Below are 19,027 nucleotides of genomic sequence, written 5' to 3'. Positions count from 1 at the left end.
CGGGTTACGCCCGATCAATGGCTGCGCCGCATCCCCATCAACACATCCGATGCCGCCCGAACACAGAGCGCTCCCTCGATCAGGACCGGTTACGCCCGCATCTCAGCCAGCCCGGACCAGCCTGCGCGCCGTTCGATGGCCTCGCCAGCCGCCAGGCAAAGCGCCTCCTGGAAGCGCCCCGCCACCAGTTGCACACCCATCGGCGTGCTGCCTGCCATGCCGGTCGGCACCGACAAGCCCGGCAGGCCGAGCATGGCCGGCGCCAGCAGCGGGCTTTGCGCATCCAGGATTTCGCGCATGGCGGCATCGCCCTGCTGGTCCGCGTCGACCGCGAACGGGCGCTGCCATGAGACCGGCATCAGCAGCAGCGGATATTGCGCAAGAAAGAGTTGCCAGTCGCGCAGCAGATTGGAGCGCAGGGCCAGCGCGTCCATATAGCCCACGAGATCCAGATCCGGGGCCAGCCGGTACATGCTGCCGAAGGCACGGCAGATCGCGTCATCGCCATCGTTCTCTACGGCTTGCCGTACGCTGGCCTTGGTCTCGTTCATGGTGAGTGCCAGCCACAGCTCCGTTGCCTCGGTGAAGCGCGGCGGGGCGGCTTCCTCGACCGTATAACCGGCCTGTTCCAGCCACCGTGCCGCCTGCGCGACCGCCGCGGCGACCTCGGGGTCGGCGCGGTAGCCCGGCAGCGAGGTGCATACTGCGACTCTTGTACCCGCCTGATGGGCATTGGCCGGCTGCGCGGCATCCAGCGGCGCGGGCGTCCACCATGGGTCCCTGGCATCGCCCGCGGACATCGCCGCCAGCGCCAGGCGCAGGTCCGCCACGCTGCGCGCGAGCGGCCCCTGCACCGAGGTCATGTGCATGCCGATGGTGCGCTCCCGCGACTGGGACGGGTTGAACGCCGGCACCCGCCCGAAGCTCGGCCGCAGGCCTGCCACGCCGCAGGCATAGGCGGGATAGCGGATCGATCCGCCCTGGTCGTTGCCGTGCGCGAGCGGGCCGATGCCGGCCGCCACCGCTGCCGCCGCGCCGCCGCTGGAGCCGCCGGGCGTACGCGTGGCGTCGTAGGGATTGAGCGTGCGGCCGTGCGGGGCGTTGTCGGTGAACCAGCGCATCGAGAACGCCGGCGTATTGTTGCGGCCGATGATGATGGCTCCCGCCTTGCGCAGGTTGGCGACCACCGGGCTGTCGGCAGTGGCCACGGTGCTGCGGTAGGCCGCTACGCCATTGGTCGTGGCGCGCCCCGCCTGGTCCACGTTCACCTTGATCGTCACGGGCACGCCGTGCAGCGGGCCCACCGGCTCGCCGCGTGCCAGCATGGCATCAGCCTCGGCGGCGGCGTGCAGGGCTTCGTCGGCCAGCACCTCGACCACCGCGTTGAGGCGGGGGTTGACGTCGTCCAGCCGCGCCAGGCAGCTTGCCGCCGCCTCGCGGCACGAGATTTCCCGGGAGGCGATATGCCGGGCGAGATCGACGGCGCTCAGGCGCCACAGTTCTTTGCTCATGGATGGTCCGTTGTGGTTGTGGATGTGATGGATTCGATGACGCCTACGCCGATCCGGCGCGGCGGCAAGCGTGCAATCATTCGGCCTTGATGCCGGCGCGCTTGACGGTGGCGCCCCAGCGGGGCACCTCGCTGCGGATCAGGCTGGTAAATGCCTCGGGCGTGGAGGGCATGGCCTCGATCGACAGTGCGGCATTCGCCTTGACCACGGCGGGATCTGCCAGGGCCTTGTTGAGCGCGGCGTTGAGTTTGCGGATGACGGGCATGGGCGTGCCCGCCGGCGCCACCAGCCCGCCCCAGGCCACCACCTCGAAGCCCTTGATGCCGCTCTCGTCCATGGTGGGCACCTGCGGCAGCACCGGCACGCGCTGCAGGCTGGTCACGGCCAGCGCCTTGATCTGCTTGCCGGCAACGAACTGCTGGATGCCCGAGACGTTGTCGAACATCACATCGACCTGGCCGTTGACCATGTCGCCCAGTGCCTGCGCGCCGCTCTTGTAGGGCACGTGCAGCATCTTGATGGCGGTGCTGCCCTGCACCAGCTCACCCGCCAGGTGAGCGCCCGAGCCGATGCCCAGCGACCCCATCACCACCTTGCCGGGGCGTTGCTTCGCGTATGCGATTAGCTCGGCAAGGTTGTTGGCCGGCAGGTCCTTGCGCGCCACCAGCACATAGGCGTTGCCGATGGCCAGGCCAATCGGCGCGAGATCCTTTTCCGGATCGTAGGGAAGCTTGGTGTAAAAGGTGCGGTTGACAGCCAGCGTGACCATATTGCCGTAGCCGATGGTGTAACCGTCGGCAGCGGATGTGGCCACCAGCTTGGTCCCGACGATGCCGCCGGCGCTGGGCCGGTTGTCGATCACCACCGGCTTGCCCAGTTCGCGGCCCATCGCCTCGGCGATCGGGCGCAGCGCTACGTCCGCGCCCGCGCCGGCCGCGTAAGGCACCACCATCTTGAGCGGCCGCTCCGGCCACTCGGCCCGGGCCAGCGGCGGCGCGGTGCTTAGGGCTGATATCGCCAGTGCGGCCATTGCCCGTACTGTGAAACGGGTGACGCCCGGTCGTTCTGCCGGGTTGCGCGTCTTCTCCATGTGTCTCCTCGCTGTTTTCCTTGCATTGGCATGGGGTTCGCAACAAGGCTACGCAGATAGAATGAAAGCCAAAAGACGCTAAATTCTTGATAATGACAACTTAGGGTTGTCGTCGCATCGCCAGCAAGCGCAAGACATCTCACAGAACGGGAAGCGAGGGAGACAACGTGAAGGACCATCACCTGAAGGCATGGCTGAGCCTGGTGGAGACCGGCAGCATCCGCGGCGCGGCGCGCAGCCTGCACCTGAGCCAGGCCGCCATTACCAAGGCCATCCGCGAACTGGAACAGGACCTGGATGCGCCGCTGATCGTGCGCAGCTCGCGCGGCGTGACGCTGACCGAATGCGGTCACCAGCTCACCCTGCGGGCGCGGCTGGCGCAGGCGCAGCTTGCATTGGCACGGCAGGACATCCGCCAGTTGCAGGGCGGCAAGCAGGCGCACGTATCGGTAGCCGTCACGCCGATGGTCTTCCTGAGCCTGCTGCCCGACGTGATCCGCGCCTTCCGCAAGCGCATGCCGCTGGCCGAGCTCACGGTGGAAGAAGGCATGATGCCGCTGGTACTGCCCGCGCTGCGCGATGGCACCGTCGACTTCGCCGTCGCCGCGCCGGGACAGCAAGCCATCGGCAGCGAGTTCACCTTCGAGCCGCTGCAGAGGCTGGAAATCATGGTCGCCTGCCGCCGTGGCCATCCTCTGGAACACGTGACCGAGTGGGAACAACTGCTTGATTGCGAATGGCTGATGCACCTGTCGCCGGGCAGTCATCACACCTATATGCTCGACAAGTTGCGGGAGGCAGGTATTCCGGTGCCGGCACGCATCATCAAGGCCAATACCTTTGGCGTGAGCTGGAACCTGATGACGCGCAGCGATGCGCTGCTTTCCTGTCCGGCCGGGCTGCTCGGCGTGGAACCCTATGCGCAGCAGGTGAGTCGGGTGCCGTTGCGGATGCCGTTGCCGCCGATCACGCTGGGGATTCTGACGCTGCGGGATACGCCGCTGTCGTTGGCGGCGGAGACTATGGCGGAGTTGTTCAGAAAGGAGATTGCAGTGAACGGGAAGAAGCTGGCGACGGGATGACCGGATCAGGACCCGGCTGCAACCGCATCGGGCGAACTATCGGCAGTGCGGATTGTGCCGATGGTTCGCACTGCCAAATCAGTCAACCAAGCAAACTTCGGCGTACAGCGGTCACTCGTCATACGCAATAACTAGCGAGTTCCATCGGCCTCAGCGATCTGTTACCCCGTCCGTCCTGAACGACTGCCCAGGACTCCTGAGATATTCGCGATTTCCGAAAGCGACCATGTGAGCCGATCGAACGAGATTGCAATCAGAACGCGGCTTATTATTTCCTGCTGCATGCCGCGGATTGCGATTGCCGGTAGCGCCCCGGACTTTGTCCAACGATCCGTTTGAACGCGGAATTGAAGGCAGCCTCTGAACCATAGCCGATGCTTTCGGCGACCGAAGCTATACTTTTCCCTTCTCGCAGCGCGGCGCCAGCTTTTGCGATACGCCAATCGGTCAGATAATCGATGGGCGTCATGCCGACTAGCGTCCTGAAGCGCTCGGCAAACGTCGTGCGCGACATGGCCACCGCCGCCGCGAGTTCATCGACTTTCCAACGCCGGGCTACGTCCTCATGGATGAGGGCAAGGGCGGTCCCGATCTTCGGATCGGCCAGCGCGCCAAGCCAACCCGGCGTATGCGCTCCCGACGCCAAATATTCGCGCAGGACTTGCACAAGTACCATGTTCGCGAGGCTCGCTGCGGCAACCGACGCGCCCGGGCGGGGCGTCTCCGTTTCAAGCCGCAGCAGATCGAGCACGGCGCGCAGCGCCGGAGCCGTTTCAGAAGCAGCCGGAATATGGATAAGCGGCGGCAAGGACTTCAGCAAGAGTTCGCTGGTATCGGCGTCGAAGACGAAGCGGCCTCCGGCTGCACTGACCTTCTCCCCGCTGCGGCCATAACGCACGATCCCGTCTGCGCAAAGGCTCGTGGCAAGCACTTCACGGCCGTCGACAGGAGGAAGTGAAGGGTCGCTTCCGGTGCAATACGCTTGCCCTTGAGTCAACAGATAGAAATCCCCCGCCCTCAGCTCGACCGGCGGGGCGCCATCTTCGAACCATAGCCAGAACGCACCTTCCAGGATGCCACCGAACTTGATGTGTTCATAAGCCGAAAAGCGTAGCGACCAGGCGCCATACACTTCCAGCCGTGCCGCCAGCACGCTGTCGACTTTGAGCAGGTGAAAGACATCCGAGAGCGGGTCCATCCAAATCCGTACGATCGATAAATAAATGCGTTGAATTGATTATAGATTAGACGGCCCGGTTAGACGAACATGGGATGTGCAGAGCGTGCTGGGGCCATTTCATGATTCCCGCCCTCTTGGACAAGCGATGAGGAAAATATCATGTCGACAATCAAGGACAAGGTCGTTGTCATCACCGGTGCAAGCAGCGGAATCGGCGAGGCAGCGGCGCTGCTACTGGCGGAGCGCGGGGCGAAAGTGGTGCTGGGCGCCCGTGGGGAGCATAGGCTTCTCGACCTCGCCGATCGAATTGGCAAGGCGCGGGGACTATGCGCATGGGCATGCACGGACGTTAGGCGCCGAGAGGACATGTCGAAACTTGTAAAACTGGCATGCGAACGATTCGGCCAGCTCGACGTGCTGATCAACAACGCTGGAGTCGGGCCGATTTCTCCTCTCGACGAGTTGCGCGTGGACGATTGGGAAGACATGATCGACGTGAACATCAAAGGCGTGCTGAACGGTATTGCAGCGGCGTTACCGCTCTTCCGTACGCAGGGCTTCGGCCACTTCATCAATACCGCGTCCACCGCCGCTCTTCGCATCGCGCCGAACATGGCGGTCTACGCCGCGACCAAGAGTGCGGTGCGCGCGATCTCAGAGGGGTTAAGGCAGGAGGCGGGAGACAAAATGCGTGTAACGGTCATTTCACCCGGCTTCACGCGGACGAACTTTGCAGAATCGGTGACCAACCCGGAAGCCAAGGCGCAAATCTCCGCCTCGATGGATAAATTCGCCATGCCGCCGGACGCCATTGCCCGGGCGATGGCGTTTGCAATCGAGCAACCGGCCGATGTCGACGTGGGCGAGATTATCGTCCGCCCCACGGCGCAGGGATAGGTTGCTGCCGCCGCAGCCGGCATTATCGCTTCTGGCTGGTAGCTGACATTTCAACAAATTGGTCGGGTCGTTCGCATTGGCCGATGCGCCGGGCATCGGCGACCTGCGAACGGCCGGAAACTGGAACGGAGCCGACACCTGAATGTCGGGTCCACGACACTAGCGGACGGCTCTTCCTGGCCGTACTCAGCCAGCCGATAGGAGGTGCGTCCATGCGTACTCCTCGCCACGGTCTTCATGTGCTTCCGTTCTGCGACAAGGTCGTCAGGTCCCTGATCTCCTCTACAATCTCCGGATTGGCAGGCGTTGACACGTCACCTGGATCCTGGTGGTTGGAGATCGCCGCCAGCATGCGGCGCATGATCTTGCCTGAGCGTGTCTTGGGCATGTCAGGAACAATGACGACGCGATGCGGACGCGCAATCGCGCCGATCTGGGACACCACCGAGGCCGCGACCTTGTTCGCGATCTTTTGGGAGGGCGCCAGTCCCGGCTTGAGCGAGACATAGAGGTCGGGAACCTTCCCCTTGACTTCGTCGGCCACTGGCACCACCGCTGCCTCGGCGACTTCTGGCACCAGCAGCGCGGCCGATTCGATCTGCTTGTCGCCTACGTGTCGGTGGACTCGCTCGACGATGCGAACAAGGCAGTGACAATCCTGGGGAAGGGCTGACGCCGGCGGCGGGCGATGCCCGAGACTGGCCGCGCCCGCTCGTCGGCAGGTTACTTCCGAAAATGTGAATGCGACCCGATAACGGGGCGCGGGCTGGCCTTTGCCGAATCTGCTCCTTACGTTTCATTTGCCGAGTGGTGCTACCGGAATAATCCCTGGGAAGATATAGGCTTGCAGAAGCGCTATCAGGCCAATCACCGCGGCTCCGGCGATGGAGTGCCAGAAAATGGTGCGGAAGATTGGTCCAAGCGCATGCGACCTCTCCTCTGGTTCGTCATAGCATGCCGCGCAGGCCACCATGATGGACTGCGCGTCGATCATTTTCCCCATCACGCCACCGGTCGAGTTCGTGGCAACGATCAGGATCGGGTTCAAGTTGAGTTGCTGGGCAGTGATTCGCTGCAGGCTGCCGAATAGGGCATTGGAAGCCGTGTCGGAGCCCGTCAGGAAGACGCCGAGCCAGCCAAGGTAGGCGGCAAAGAAGGGATACAGGAAGCCGGCGCCGGTGAACGCGAGGCCGAGCACGGCGTCCGTACCGGCGTACCGCGTCAGGAACCCGAGTCCGAGGACTTGTGCGATCACCAGGACTGGAATCTTCATGCGCTGGAGGGTCTGGCGGAAGGCCGCCTTCCATTGCGCCGCACTGAGCCCGAGGACCAGGCCGGACAGGATCGCCGCGACGAACACCCCGGTCCCGGCGGCAGAGAGCCAGTTGATGGTGAACCTTGCCACCTCCGGCTTGGCATTGACTGGCGCCACCGGCGGCATCCTCTGCACCAGGTTGTGCAGCGCAGGCATGTCCCAGACGGGTAGCGAGAGCGTCCCTGAGAAAGGTGAGCCGAGCAATGTCGTAGAGAACGTGACCGAGGAGAAAAGGTTATTCAGGTACTTCTTGAACTCTGGCATGCCCCAGATGGCACAGCAAAGGATCAGGATCACCCAGGGCAGCCACGCATAGACTGTCTCGCGTGTCGTGTAAGCGTACTTCCATTCGGTGTTGTCGGCCGGGGCTGTCGCACTGGCCTTACCGGCCGCGGCCAGCGCCTCGCGCTCGGCCCTGAGCAGGAAGCGTGTCTTCGGATGCCAGGCAAAGCGCAGAAAGAGTGCGGTGCAGATGACCGAAAACACGCCGGAGACCACGTCCGTCATCAGGTGGAACTCGTTGGTCCCTGACGCGAACCACTGCATGACGGCGAACGATGCCCCCGCGCACAGCGCTGCCGGCCACACTTCGAATGCCTCCTTCCAGGTGCCGCCTTCCATCTTCACGAACGTGGCAACAAGCCAGAAGGGGACCAGGATCGAGACAAAAGGCAGTTGGCGGCCGGCCATGGCAGACAGCGTGACTTGGTCCAGCCCGCTCACCGCCGCCAGCGTGACGATCGGCGTGCCAATCGCGCCCCACGCGACGGGCGCGGTATTGGCCAAGAGATTCAGGACAGCGGACTGGAAGGGCTTGAATCCCAGGCCCACCATCACCGCACCGGCGATTGCCACGGGTGTCCCGAAGCCCGAGGTTCCCTCAATGATCGCCCCGAATGAAAACGCAATCAGCACGCACTGCAGCCGCCGATCGAACGAGATATGGATGATGGACTCCTTCACAATCTCGAACTTGCCGGTTACCACCGTCATCGTGTACAGGAACATTGCGGCGAGAACGATCCAGATGATTCCCAGGAAGCCGGAGAGGGATCCGAGCGCAAACGCTGATGCCGCCGAGGCAAGCGGCATCCTGAAGACGATGCAGGAAACCAGGAAGGCCGCGATGACGCCATAGAACGCCGCATAGGGTGCGGAGATGCCGAGGTGCACGTTGCCGTGCGGGTCACGATGCCGATGCAGGGCGATGAAGTACAGCAGCACAAGGATTGGAATCGCTGCCACCGCTGTGGAAAGAAACACGTTCCCGAGTGGATCGTATGTCTGCTGGTACATGGCTTCCCTCATTGGTTACCCCGTTCAAATGAATCGGAGGCTGCACGGGCATTTGGCGAATTCGTATCCGGTACGCGAGTTGTCTGATGCCGGAGAAAGAGCAGCGTGGTCCGCAAAAATTCTACTGCCGCGTGTACCAGCCAGCAAACCAAAATCAGGACGCAGCGGCACCTTACGTTTCAGATTCGGGCTTGCTGCATTGCGGTATCGAGCATTGTCACGGGGGATCCGTCGCGCGTTGACGTGCCCATCTCGCCACCTATACTCGAGTCAGATGGTGGGCTTTGGAGACAGTCGGTACATCGTTACCGTGGCTCCTGCTCACCATGCTCTGTCGCTCGGATTGACCGTAGCGCAGCCGAGCGGCATTTCGTTCTAGCGCGCGGCAGGCGAGGAGGACGACATGTTCAAACATCTTCTGCTGGCAGTCGATGGCTCACCCTTGGCCGAATCGGCCTTCCACAAGGGAATCGCATTGGCGAGAGAGATGGGAGCCCGCGTCACCGCGGTGCGCGTCTGTCCGGACTACCATCTGATGAGCTATCACGTTGAAATGTTGGCGAATACCCGCGAGGAGTATGCAAACGAGGCACTGAAGGTTGCGACCCAGTATCTGGATAGTCTTGCGCGAGAAGCCCGCGCTAGCGGCGTGGATTGTCAGACTACCTATGTCGCTAGCGATCATCCCTATGAGGCCATTATCAAGACGGCCGAAGACAAGGGCTGCGACTTGATCGTGATGGCGTCTCATGGGCGGCGCGGCGTGCAGGGGATCCTGATCGGGAGCGAGACGTTGAAGGTACTGACTCACAGCAAGATTCCCGTGCTCGTCTATCGCTAGCGCGGCGGAGGTCGTGAAATCGGTCGGCGCAAGGAGGTCAACAGTTGTTTTGGCCCCAGCAGCTACCGCGGTCCGCTACCGACCCTTCTCGGCCGTTGGCACGGCGATGCCAATGGCCGTCACGGCCTACGTAGCGGCCATCGACACTCCGCGCAGTACGTTCTCCAGACCCAACATCATTCCGGGCGAATATTGCCCTGTTTAATGACTGCCCTGTTTAATGACTGTCGCCCATTTTGCGCGCTCCGCATCAAGGAACTTTCGAAATTCTTGTGGCTTATCACCAGAAGCCTCCGCGCCGATTGCCGCGAGACGTTCCTTGATGGCGGGTTGTGCCAAGACTTCGATTGTTGCCTTGTTGATCTTTTCTATGATTTCCGCAGATGTGCCAGCAGGCGCGAACAAGCCATTCCACTCATACACCTGGTAGCCGGGAAGTCCGGATTCCGAGATGGTGGGTACATCGGGCAACGTGGTGGAACGCTTTGCGCCTGTGGTCGCCAGTACCTTCAACTTCTTGCCGGAGACCAGTGGGTAAGACGCTGCCATGTTGCTGAACATCATGTCCACCTGGCCACCCATCAAGTCACTCAAGGCTGGTGCACCCCCTTTGTAGGGAACGTGAAGCATAGTCAGTCCGGACTGTTGACGGAACAGCTCTGCTGCCAGATGCTGTGCGGTGCCGGAGCCCGCGGACGCATAGGTGAGCTTTCCAGGCGTAGCCTTCGCGCGCGCCACGATATCCTTGGGCGAGTTGAACGGAGAGTTTGGAGGAACCACTAAAAGGTTTGGCACTAGTACCACCAGGGAGATGGGGGCAAAGTCCTTCGCGGTATCGTAAGGAAGCTTCGGTTGCAGACTAGGGTTGACCGAGTGAGCCGTAGCATCCAGTAGCAGGGTGTAGCCGTCCGGCGCAGCCTTGGCGACCGCGCCGGCACCGATCACACCGCTTGCACCGGGGCGGTTGTCTACGACAATGGTCTGACCCAGCTTGGTACCCAGAGGGGCAGCTACGATGCGGGCGACCGTGTCGGCCGCGCCGCCTGCGGGATATGGAACGACGAGACGGATTGGATGATCGGGATAGGCGGCGCTGGCACACGTGGTGGCGCACAGCAGTGTGAGGCCGGCAATGGCGCCGGTAACGGACTTGAACATTGTCTCGTCTCCAGAAAGTTGTAGTTGTGTGCTAGACCGTCGCGATCGGAGTCGCCGGCGAACCTACTGCGCCGGGAAGGCGCAGAGGTGGCGCGGTCAGCAGGAAGCGGCTACGATTGTTCTCGCGCAGCCAGTATGCCAATGGTGTCAAATGCCACAGCTCGCCGAGGTGAATGCCATTCTTGAACAGGCAATGTTCATGCAGCGGCAGTCGTGGCCCGCGAATGGGGGAAGGCGTCAGCGGTTTCGGCACAACCAGCTCCACGGCGGGGTTGTCTGCCAGCAGGCATGCCAGGCGCGAGTCGGTGATCCAATTGAGCAGCTTCGCGTCGTAGCCATCCAGTCCGGTGCCGGATTCGTGGAGTACCTTGAGATCGGGCGACTTGTTCATCGATAACAATGTGTCGGCGAACCCGGTATGGAGGCAGACCATATCACCCGACTCGACTGTTACGTTATCTGCTTCCAGAATGCGCATGAGCTGGTCGTAGCCGACAGCCTGTCGTTTACGCCCAATGTGGCGCTCGATGTCGATCATGACGCCGCGGCCTTGGGCACCGTGCTCAGCAAGGACGGCGATACTCAACGCTCCGGCTTCCGGGTTCTCGTATCTTGCCCATGCCTCGGACGCTTGAGTCTCGACACCGGCTCTGATGTCCTCGCCGGCCCGAAAGCCGTTGTAGAAGACAGCTTCGTCGCTGCCGTCACCGTCGGCATCGAAATGACTGCCTACGTGTGCAAGGCTGTCCCACTGCGTTGAATACTGCAGGCTCATGAGCACGACATCGTCATTGACCACGTCCGTCAGATCGGGATCCTCGGAACGGTACGACCAGCAGAAACCCTGCTGCCCGGCGCTCTTTCCATCCCGAAGGACGGCGAAGCGCCGCGGTGGCTGCCGACGCACGTTCATGGTTTGGCCGCCGGGGTAATCGAGGGGAAGCGAAAGGCAGAACGTAATGCCTTCGCGTACCTCTGCGACGCCTTGCAGTACCTTGGCGCGATCCACCAGGTTCATGCGTCCGCGCTGGTCGTTCGGTCCAAATTCGCCCCAATTGCTGCCGGCCGGCTTCCGCTGCCACCGACGCTGGGATGCCTCGCTCATGTCGGCTCCTTACCGCTGCTTAAAGAGTTCAGCCAGTACGTTTGTCGCGGCGGCAACACCCATGTTGACGAAGGCATCGCTCGTTACGCCGCCGATGTGCGGGCTGATGATGAACTTGCTGTTTCTGAAGAAGGGATGATCGGCGGGCGGCGGTTCTTGCTGCAACGAATCCAGGCCTGCTGCGGCCACTTTGCCGCCCTCAACCGCTGCCAGAAGCGCGCTTTCTTCAACGAGTCCACCGCGCGCGGTGTTGACGACGATAACGCCATCCTTACATTTGGCCAGATTATCCGCGTTGAGGAGTCCTCGATTCTCGGTGGTCAGTGGACAATGGAACGATATGACGTCCGAATTTCGCCAGATCGTGTCGAGGCTGACGTGCTCGATTTTCGACGGCAGATCGGTGGCATAAGGGTCATATCCAATGACCTTCATGTCCATGGCATTCGCCATCTGGGCGAAACGTCGGCCGATCGCCCCCAGGCCTACAAGACCGAGCGTGCGCCCCTTCAGTTCGAGGCTTTGATGCGTCGATTTGTCCCAATGGCCGTTGCGTGTGCGCTGGTCTAGGATCACGACCGATTTTGCGCAGGCTAGCATTAGCGCCAGCGCTTGTTCGGCCACTGCTGCCGCATTTGCGCCTGTCGCGGCCACGACTTTGACGCCACGAGCCTTCGCAGCTTCCTGGTCGATGTTGTCGATGCCACTTCCGTGCTTTGACAGGACGCGAATCGACGGCGCTGCGTCGAGCGCCATGGCGCCGACCTTGCTTGTGCGGACGATGATCGCCACAGGCGCGTAACGCCGGCAAAGTTCTGCGGTCTCTTCTTCGGTTGCCGCTTTTCCTGCATAGACCAGTTCGAAGTCTGACAGCAGCGCGACTGCCTGTGGCGCAATGCTCGCCGCGGTCACGACGATTACGGGCTTGTCCGGCGTACTCACAGCGTTTCCCCAGCCTTCAGGACACCGGCGGCACGCAGGGCATCATCCAGCCAGGATGGTCGCAGTGCTTCGCCAGACTTGATACCTTCGATGCGTTTACGCTCCGCCGCTACCTTCTTTGCAGCCTCCTCAATCAGAGCCGGCGCTTTTTCGCGCTCGATGACGACCACGCCGTCTGCATCGCCGATGACCAGGTCTCCCGGGCGCACCGTAACGCCGCCACATTGAATCGGATGATTCACGCGGCCGGGTACGAATTTGGTAGGCCCGTTGGGATTCAGTCCTACAGAGTACATCGGGAAGCCAGTCTCGATGATCTCTTCGGCATCACGCGCAGCGGCGTCCAGGACGACGGCCGCGACACCGAGTGCAATGCACTGATTAACCATGATTGCGCCCATCAGCGCGCTGCTTTGGTCGCCTTTGCCATCGACGAGAATGACGTCGCCTGGTTGAGCTAGCGCCATGGCGGCGTGAATCATGAGGTTATCGCCCGGGCGAACTTCCACGGTGACAGCCGGACCGCAGAACTTGCTTTTTTGGCTCAGTGGTGCGATCCGCCCGTGCAGGCCGCCGCGGCGACCCGCTACATCGGCGAAGATCGAAGACGCGTACTCGGACGCCTGCTTGACGATATCGGACGAAACGCGTTCGAAATCACGGATGACATCAGGGAGTTGTTGGGTTGCCGACATAGTTGCTCCTAAAATCTGCGAGTGAATCCAGCCGCGCAGTTGGCAAGCCAACCGACGGATTGTGAAACTGCGAAAGTGGAATCCGGCGCGCGGGCGCGCGCCGAGGCGTTAATCGATGGTCGCGCCCGAGTCTCTGACCACGACTCGCCAGCGAGCAAGATCCTTTTGCAATAGGCCTGCAAATGCTGCGGTACTACCGCCCAAGACCTGTCCGCCTTCCGCCTCGATCTTGGAACGAACGGCCGGGACCTGGAGTACTCGATTCAATTCAGCGTTGAGTCTTGCGACGACGGGTGCCGGGGTGCCGGCGGGTGCAAGCAGGCCGAACCATGTGTCCGCGTCAAATTGCTTCACGCCGGCTTCCGCTACGGTGGGCGTGTTAGGCAATTGCGGCGAACGCTTCGCAGAGGTCACAGCGATTCCGCGCAACTTGCCCGTCTTGATTTGACCCATCACCGTAGGGACGGAGCCAATATAGATTTCTACCTGGCCACTCAAAACGTCGGTGAGAGCCTGCGATGCACCCTTGTATGGAATATGCTGCATCTTCACACCGGCCTGCTTCTGCAGGAGTTCCATGGCGAGGTGTGCGACCGTACCATTGCCCGGCGTGCCGAACGTTACCGTGCCTGGCTTGGCTTTCGCGGCGGCAAGCACGTCGGCCAGGTTCTTGTATGGTGAACTGTTGTTGGCAACAATCGCGAGAGGTGCGGAGGCAATCAAGCCGATGGGCGTCAGATCTTTCGCTGGGTCATACGGCAGCTTCTTATACAACGACGGGTTGATGGCAAGATTGCTGGTCTGGCCGAATACCAGCGTGTAGCCGTCAGGCGACGCTTTTGCCGCAGCCTCGACGCCGAGATTGCCGCCAGCACCTGGCTTGTTGTCGATGATGATGGTCCACTTCAGATCCCGGCTCAGTTGTTGGCCAATTTCGCGCGAGAAGGTATCCGGCGCGCCGCCCGGTGGGAAGGGAACGATCAGGCGAATGGGCTTGGCCGGATAGGTGTCTGCGGCATACGCAGGAAGGCCAGGCACTGCAGCCATGGTGCAGGCGGCCAGAACGCGAAGGATGATCTTCAAGGGTGTCTCCAATCGAAGCCTTGTATTTGTGCCTTGACTATAGATTGCTGTTCCGTGCTATACAATTGCGTTGTCCATAGCGGAACATGTGCCATGAAACGGAATGCTCAGCCTGAACAGGTGCCGGAAGGTGCGGATAAAGACACAATCATCGCGGTCACCCGTGCCTTGCAAATTCTCGAGGCCTTCTCTGCCGATGACGCTTCGTTGACCCTGTCGGAGTTGAGTCGACGGGTCGGGATGGGCAAATCGACCGTGCTGCGCACGGCGCGGACACTGGCGCAAAGCGAGTACCTGGTCCAACGCGAAGATGGCCAATGGCGCCTCGGCGCGGCCGCAGGATGGCTGGGCGCGCGCTATCAGGCTGCGTTTCGCGTGAATGAAACGGTGGAGCCCGTGCTCAGGCGAATCAGCTACGAAACACGCGAAAGCGCGGCCTTTTATGTCCGGGAGGGAGACACTCGGGCCTGCCTGGTGCGAGTCGAAGGACCGGGCGCGGTGCGGCACCACGTGCGCGTCGGGGAAAGGCTTCCTCTCACCGGAGCGCCGGGCAGAGTGTTGCGGGCATTCGCAGGCGAAAGCGGCGAGCCATACGAGGCCATTCGCAAAGACGGTTATTTCATTTCAATGGGCGAACGGGAGCCTGAAGTTTCGAGCCTGGCTGTCCCGGTGTTCGGAATCAATTGGACTTTGGCCGGGGTTCTTTGCATCTCAGGGCCCATTAGTCGGCTGACGCGAGATAAGTTGGCGGAGTATGTGGATCTGATGCTGGCAGCCGGAAAGGAAGTGTCCTATGCAATTTCCGGCTCCCGGGATCAGACCGTCCGGCCTACGACATGGCATCCCTGATTTCGAGGGGGCGATTCTGAGCCAATGCTCTGATTACCTCATGAGAGCCAAGTGTCTAGTGGCCGGATGAATGGTGATCGTGAAAGGCACTTCGCTGAGGCGGTCAGCGACCGATGTCTGGCGCACTCTGGTCGTTAAGTTTCGAATTGCGAGTGACAGGTAGTGGCCGGTCTCTGCCCACATGTTGCGCACCCGCGCTTCCTTGAACATCTCTTTCACCGCTGTTGCTTCCACCGGATGCGGCCCCCCGCCGGGTGCTCAGGACCTGCAGCGGCTACCGCCACCCCCACCATCGGGTCGCCAATATCGCAGACGCCTCCCGCACGCGGTGTCACACTCCGCTGAGGTGCTGGCAATGTTCGCGAAACCAGCGGTCCAGCCCCTGCTGCGCGCCGGACCAGGTCGGCATCTCGCCGACTGCGCCGGGCGCCAGACCAAGGCTTTCCCACGCCGACTGCAAGAGTTGATCAACTGGCTTCCAGAAACGCCCACCCAGATTCTGCGGCTCTAGAACAACGTCGTAGGCCATAATCCAGGCGAAAAGAGCCCGCCGGTCTTGCTCCGAGGGCAGCTTGGTCGACTGCAGCGCCCGTGGCGGGGGCCTGCCGATCGCGGCCGCCTCCAGCCCCTCGGTTGCTGCACCGCACAAATCCAGGAAGAGTTTAGAGCAGTCGCTCTGATTTCGTTCCTAGGCTTTTCCCCAAGATTCCATCACTTCATGAGGTAATGACCGTGTGCCTAAGTGGCGACGTTGCCTCAGGAGGAGCCAAACTCCTATTCTGCTGAAATGTAGGTCTTCAATTCCTCTTGGTTGCCATGCGATTAGCTGATTTCATTTTGCGGGACATGGAGCACATTTTGGCGGAATGGGAGGCCTTTGCCACCACGTTGCTGCCGGCTGCACGGTGCCTGAACTCTCTCGCCCTACGCGACAGCGCACCGCAGATCCTGCAGGCCATTGCCAAGGATCTATCAACCTCACAAACGAGGGACGCTCAGCGCGAAAAGTCACTGGGGCGAGCCCCCACACTGCCCGACGCGCCGGAAACTGCAGCGCAGACGCACGCCGTCATGCGGGCGCGTGGTGGCTTCAGCATTAACCAACTGGTTGCCGAGTACCGCGCTCTTCGCGCCTGCGTGCTGCGCTTGTGGCTAGACGAATTTCAGTTGGTCGCCGACGACCTGGACGACATGGTCCGGTTCAACGAAGCGATCGATCAGGCAATCGCAGAATCAGTGGATTTTTTCGATGCGGAGGTAGAGCAGTCTCGCAATCTGCTGCTTGGCATGCTTGGGCACGATATGCGAAGTCCCCTCCAGACCATCCAGATGACCGCTAAATACCTGGCCGCGCTGAACGCCGGGGAGAAGGTATCAGAAGCGGCAACCCGACTGATTCGAAGCGGTGCCAGCATGAACGCGCTTTTGGATGATCTGTGCGATTTCAACCGAACGAAACTCGGCTTGGGCATCAACATCGCGCCTGATGATGTCGACCTGGCTAACCTGGTTGGCGATACCGTAGACCAGTTGCGTGCCGCCAATCCAGACCGCCGCATCGATCTTGAGGTAAGCGGCGACCTACTGGGTGTTTGGGACGGCGTGCGCCTGCAGCAACTGATTTCAAATCTGGTGCTCAATGCGATAGCGTACGGCGCGCCGGACAAGCCGGTCCGCATTGTAGTCACCGGTCTCGATGCGGAAGTCTGTCTAGAGGTTATCAACAGCGGTCCTGCCATTGACCGGCTGACGCTGGACCGGATTTTCGAGCCGCTGCGCAGAGGCCCAAATCAGGAAGACAACAACCCGCGCGGCCTCGGGCTCGGGCTCTATATTGCGAGCGAAATTGCCAAAGCCCATCAGGGGTCAATTGAGGTTCGGTCCGACCAGGCAGAGACTGCGTTTGCTGTGCGTCTACCGCGTCGTGGGTAGCAGCCTCAACGCAGGTCTGAGCTAGGAAGCGGCTTCCGTCTTCCGGAGTGCAATGGCCGCTAGCGAGGCTGAATTGACGTCGGAATGTCCTTACGACGTGCTGACGAGCGACGGCTCATGGCCGGGCAGTGCCCTTGGCCATTAGGGCGGCCGCTAGTCGCTTGCCGCCCCGCTCCGAGCCTTCGATCTGTCACCGCTTCGAGGGAGATAACTCCTAACTAACGGTCGTCCACCTAATTAGACTCATGCAACTCCCCAACTCTTGCTATTTCCACTTCGATCCGAGATTCTCTAACCCGGCTTTCTTCAGGTCTTCCGGAGCCATCACTACGCGAAACTCGCAGTCGGCGTTGAACATTAGAAACCACGGCTCTGCGAGCGCAGGAATCTGCGACGGCTCATCGAGGTTGACGACGAGGATGGCTCCGCGTGTTCCGTTTTGCTCGGTGAAATAGGCGGCTTCCGGCTTTGTTTCTTCTAGTATCCTCGCCATCACTTCCCCAATGGTGCCTTCGCGCACGAAGGCATTAAATGGCTCGTGGGGAATTCGTATGTTGAGAAGCATGCGCATGATCATCCTCCTTGCTTGAAGCCCTGAATGGACTTTTCAAGCATAAGAGTTCCCCGACGCTGCTTTAGTGGTCTAGGCAACACAAGGCTAGACTCCTCGCTCATTCGTGCGGAACGGTACTGAGCATGAGCATCTAAAACCAGGGAACTGATGCGGGAGATAGACAGCGGCCGACGTCTGCAGTTTGTCGCGAGCTGACGCTTGAGTGTCAGCCCACGCTCGCCGGCGAACGCCGGAACTGGTCGGTCGCGGTCAGATGCCGGCCGTGAAACTGCGAACGTCTCTGACCGACCCCTTGCGGCCATTCGACCAGTCGCCGTCCCAACGGCGGATTTCAAGCTACAACGGTCACGAGGTAAGCGTCCGCCCAGCACCGTCTAGACGTTGAAGTTCCCCGCCGAACGATAGATGGCCCTATGTCAGAATCCGCTAGGGATCAGGATGGTTACCATAAGGGACCAAGGCGACCCTTCTCGACAGAGAACGCCAGATGGTACAAACGCTGGTGTCGTCAGCGATGTCGCCGAGTCTGAGTAGACCGTATGGGCACGCTCAGTACGGGAAATCGATGGGCGGAGTGATTCGCTAGGCTCCCCCGGTGGAGTCTGTGTTATCTCCGCCTGGGCGCAGGCTCGAACGCCCCCTCGGCTAGCGCAACGCCAAGCCGCAGTCTGGAATGGTCATTTAGCACCTTCACGATCAGCGCTCGATGCTCTCGCTGGGCAGACACTGAGCCTCGCAGAGCGTCCAAGAGCTGGAGTGCCATGGCGACGTCATGACCGTCCGCGCGCAGCTCTCGTACAAGGGCAATCTGGCGGCGAATACGTTGGCGTCCCTCAGTGATATGCCGGGTGCTCATTTCGAGATCCCGAAGCTCCGTCTTAACGTCAAGCACGTGACTTCTCCCGACTGAATCCCCCTAAGGATAGGACGTTGCATGGACGTCTCCCTGAAGGGAATTGGTCGCGTGCCGGACAACGGGCTGTGTGAGATAACTGCCTGGCGGCCTGCCTAGCAACGTGCGCCCAACAACACGGCGCATGTAGGACAGAACCCATAGTCATCCATGCCAGAGGCGGCAGAGACTGGCAACATCAGCGTTTTAGGTGAGGTGTCCAGCAATGAAACACCACGGGACCACCTCTCTGCATTGTTGCTCGATAACACTGCGCCGCATAGGCGCTGGAAGCTGCATCAGAACAGTGTCCGTGAGACGGTAGCGCGAAGCCGTCGGCTTGACCGGGGGCGATACCTCTGCATTCAACGAATGCCGACCGATGAGGGAGGCACACCATGATCCAACCTGACACAGGCCCTACATTCCGAGGTCTGCCACCTACCGCCGAGCACGACTCGGAGGTTCGCCACTATCGGAACAGAAAACGAGGCTTGGCAAGCCATGGGATACCCCGGAACCACGGGGGATGCTCGAAGACATGTTGCTGCCGCCGAAGGCCGAGGATGGTGATCGGGAGGATGT

16 protein-coding genes and 1 pseudogene are annotated in these 19,027 nt (G+C 61.3%); 6 read left to right on the top strand and 11 right to left on the bottom strand.

Annotated elements, in window-relative coordinates:
• Nucleotides 1–89: 89 nt before the first annotated feature.
• The gene (locus tag AC3FNH_RS26150) at nucleotides 90–1,511 is read right to left on the bottom strand and encodes an amidase family protein (protein ID WP_488722130.1); all 1,422 of its coding nucleotides are present in this window, start codon (nucleotides 1,509–1,511) and stop codon (nucleotides 90–92) included.
• Between the two features lie 76 nt (nucleotides 1,512–1,587).
• Nucleotides 1,588–2,601, bottom strand: coding sequence for a Bug family tripartite tricarboxylate transporter substrate binding protein (locus AC3FNH_RS26145; protein WP_488722129.1), 1,014 nt, complete (start codon nucleotides 2,599–2,601; stop codon nucleotides 1,588–1,590).
• A gap of 167 nt (nucleotides 2,602–2,768) precedes the next feature.
• Here AC3FNH_RS26145 and AC3FNH_RS26140 point away from each other — a divergent pair, with 167 nt between their 5' ends.
• On the top strand, nucleotides 2,769–3,683 hold the full coding sequence (locus AC3FNH_RS26140; RefSeq protein ID WP_488722128.1) for a LysR substrate-binding domain-containing protein: 915 nt from the start codon (nucleotides 2,769–2,771) through the stop codon (nucleotides 3,681–3,683).
• Nucleotides 3,684–3,951: 268 nt separating this feature from the next.
• On the opposite strand, the gene AC3FNH_RS26135 is transcribed toward AC3FNH_RS26140, so the two are convergent.
• Nucleotides 3,952–4,881 carry an AraC family transcriptional regulator gene (locus tag AC3FNH_RS26135; RefSeq protein WP_488722127.1) on the bottom strand — a complete coding sequence of 310 codons (930 nt, stop codon included), beginning with the start codon at nucleotides 4,879–4,881 and terminating at the stop codon, nucleotides 3,952–3,954.
• A gap of 141 nt (nucleotides 4,882–5,022) precedes the next feature.
• On the opposite strand from AC3FNH_RS26135, the gene AC3FNH_RS26130 reads away from it, so the two are divergent.
• Nucleotides 5,023–5,760: an SDR family oxidoreductase gene (locus AC3FNH_RS26130; protein ID WP_488722126.1), complete on the top strand. Its 738-nt coding sequence runs from the start codon at nucleotides 5,023–5,025 to the stop codon at nucleotides 5,758–5,760.
• A 235-nt stretch (nucleotides 5,761–5,995) separates the two neighbouring features.
• Here AC3FNH_RS26130 and AC3FNH_RS26125 read toward each other — a convergent pair whose 3' ends face one another.
• Complete coding sequence (locus AC3FNH_RS26125) at nucleotides 5,996–6,358, bottom strand: AMP-binding enzyme (RefSeq protein WP_488722172.1); 363 nt, start codon at nucleotides 6,356–6,358, stop codon at nucleotides 5,996–5,998.
• A gap of 198 nt (nucleotides 6,359–6,556) precedes the next feature.
• Nucleotides 6,557–8,371, bottom strand: coding sequence for an L-lactate permease (locus AC3FNH_RS26120; RefSeq protein WP_488722125.1), 1,815 nt, complete (start codon nucleotides 8,369–8,371; stop codon nucleotides 6,557–6,559).
• Between the two features lie 403 nt (nucleotides 8,372–8,774).
• Between AC3FNH_RS26120 and AC3FNH_RS26115 the strand changes: the two genes are divergently transcribed.
• On the top strand, nucleotides 8,775–9,212 hold the full coding sequence (locus AC3FNH_RS26115; RefSeq protein WP_488722124.1) for a universal stress protein: 438 nt from the start codon (nucleotides 8,775–8,777) through the stop codon (nucleotides 9,210–9,212).
• Nucleotides 9,213–9,413: 201 nt separating this feature from the next.
• Here AC3FNH_RS26115 and AC3FNH_RS26110 read toward each other — a convergent pair whose 3' ends face one another.
• From AC3FNH_RS26110 to AC3FNH_RS26090, 5 genes are all read right to left on the bottom strand, one after another.
• The gene (locus AC3FNH_RS26110; RefSeq protein ID WP_488722123.1) at nucleotides 9,414–10,370 is read right to left on the bottom strand and encodes a tripartite tricarboxylate transporter substrate binding protein; all 957 of its coding nucleotides are present in this window, start codon (nucleotides 10,368–10,370) and stop codon (nucleotides 9,414–9,416) included.
• A 31-nt stretch (nucleotides 10,371–10,401) separates the two neighbouring features.
• A complete protein-coding gene (locus AC3FNH_RS26105) occupies nucleotides 10,402–11,475 on the bottom strand; it encodes a cyclase family protein (RefSeq protein ID WP_488722122.1) in 1,074 nt (357 codons plus the stop codon).
• Nucleotides 11,476–11,484: 9 nt separating this feature from the next.
• Nucleotides 11,485–12,417, bottom strand: coding sequence for an NAD(P)-dependent oxidoreductase (locus tag AC3FNH_RS26100; RefSeq protein WP_488722121.1), 933 nt, complete (start codon nucleotides 12,415–12,417; stop codon nucleotides 11,485–11,487).
• Complete coding sequence (locus tag AC3FNH_RS26095; RefSeq protein WP_276102716.1) at nucleotides 12,414–13,112, bottom strand: RraA family protein; 699 nt, start codon at nucleotides 13,110–13,112, stop codon at nucleotides 12,414–12,416. Before AC3FNH_RS26095 ends, AC3FNH_RS26100 begins: the two co-directional genes overlap by 4 nt.
• Nucleotides 13,113–13,220: 108 nt before the next feature.
• Complete coding sequence (locus AC3FNH_RS26090) at nucleotides 13,221–14,159, bottom strand: Bug family tripartite tricarboxylate transporter substrate binding protein (protein WP_488722171.1); 939 nt, start codon at nucleotides 14,157–14,159, stop codon at nucleotides 13,221–13,223.
• 129 nt (nucleotides 14,160–14,288) lie between these two features.
• Between AC3FNH_RS26090 and AC3FNH_RS26085 the strand changes: the two genes are divergently transcribed.
• Both AC3FNH_RS26085 and AC3FNH_RS26080 read left to right on the top strand, forming a co-directional pair.
• The gene (locus AC3FNH_RS26085; protein WP_488722120.1) at nucleotides 14,289–15,044 is read left to right on the top strand and encodes an IclR family transcriptional regulator; all 756 of its coding nucleotides are present in this window, start codon (nucleotides 14,289–14,291) and stop codon (nucleotides 15,042–15,044) included.
• An 816-nt stretch (nucleotides 15,045–15,860) separates the two neighbouring features.
• A complete protein-coding gene (locus tag AC3FNH_RS26080) occupies nucleotides 15,861–16,976 on the top strand; it encodes an ATP-binding protein (RefSeq protein WP_488722170.1) in 1,116 nt (371 codons plus the stop codon).
• 265 nt (nucleotides 16,977–17,241) lie between these two features.
• Here the strand turns inward: AC3FNH_RS26080 and AC3FNH_RS26075 are convergent, their stop codons facing one another.
• Nucleotides 17,242–17,547: a panthothenate synthetase gene (locus AC3FNH_RS26075; protein ID WP_276102712.1), complete on the bottom strand. Its 306-nt coding sequence runs from the start codon at nucleotides 17,545–17,547 to the stop codon at nucleotides 17,242–17,244.
• A gap of 1,293 nt (nucleotides 17,548–18,840) precedes the next feature.
• Here AC3FNH_RS26075 and AC3FNH_RS26070 point away from each other — a divergent pair.
• Nucleotides 18,841–19,027, top strand: a pseudogene (locus AC3FNH_RS26070) (hypothetical protein); the annotation flags it as partial.

It is taken from the genome of Cupriavidus sp. 22TCCZM01-5 (genome assembly GCF_057798915.1).
The sequence above is the reverse complement of the archived record's forward strand: the minus strand, read 5'-3'. Positions and strand labels throughout refer to the sequence as shown.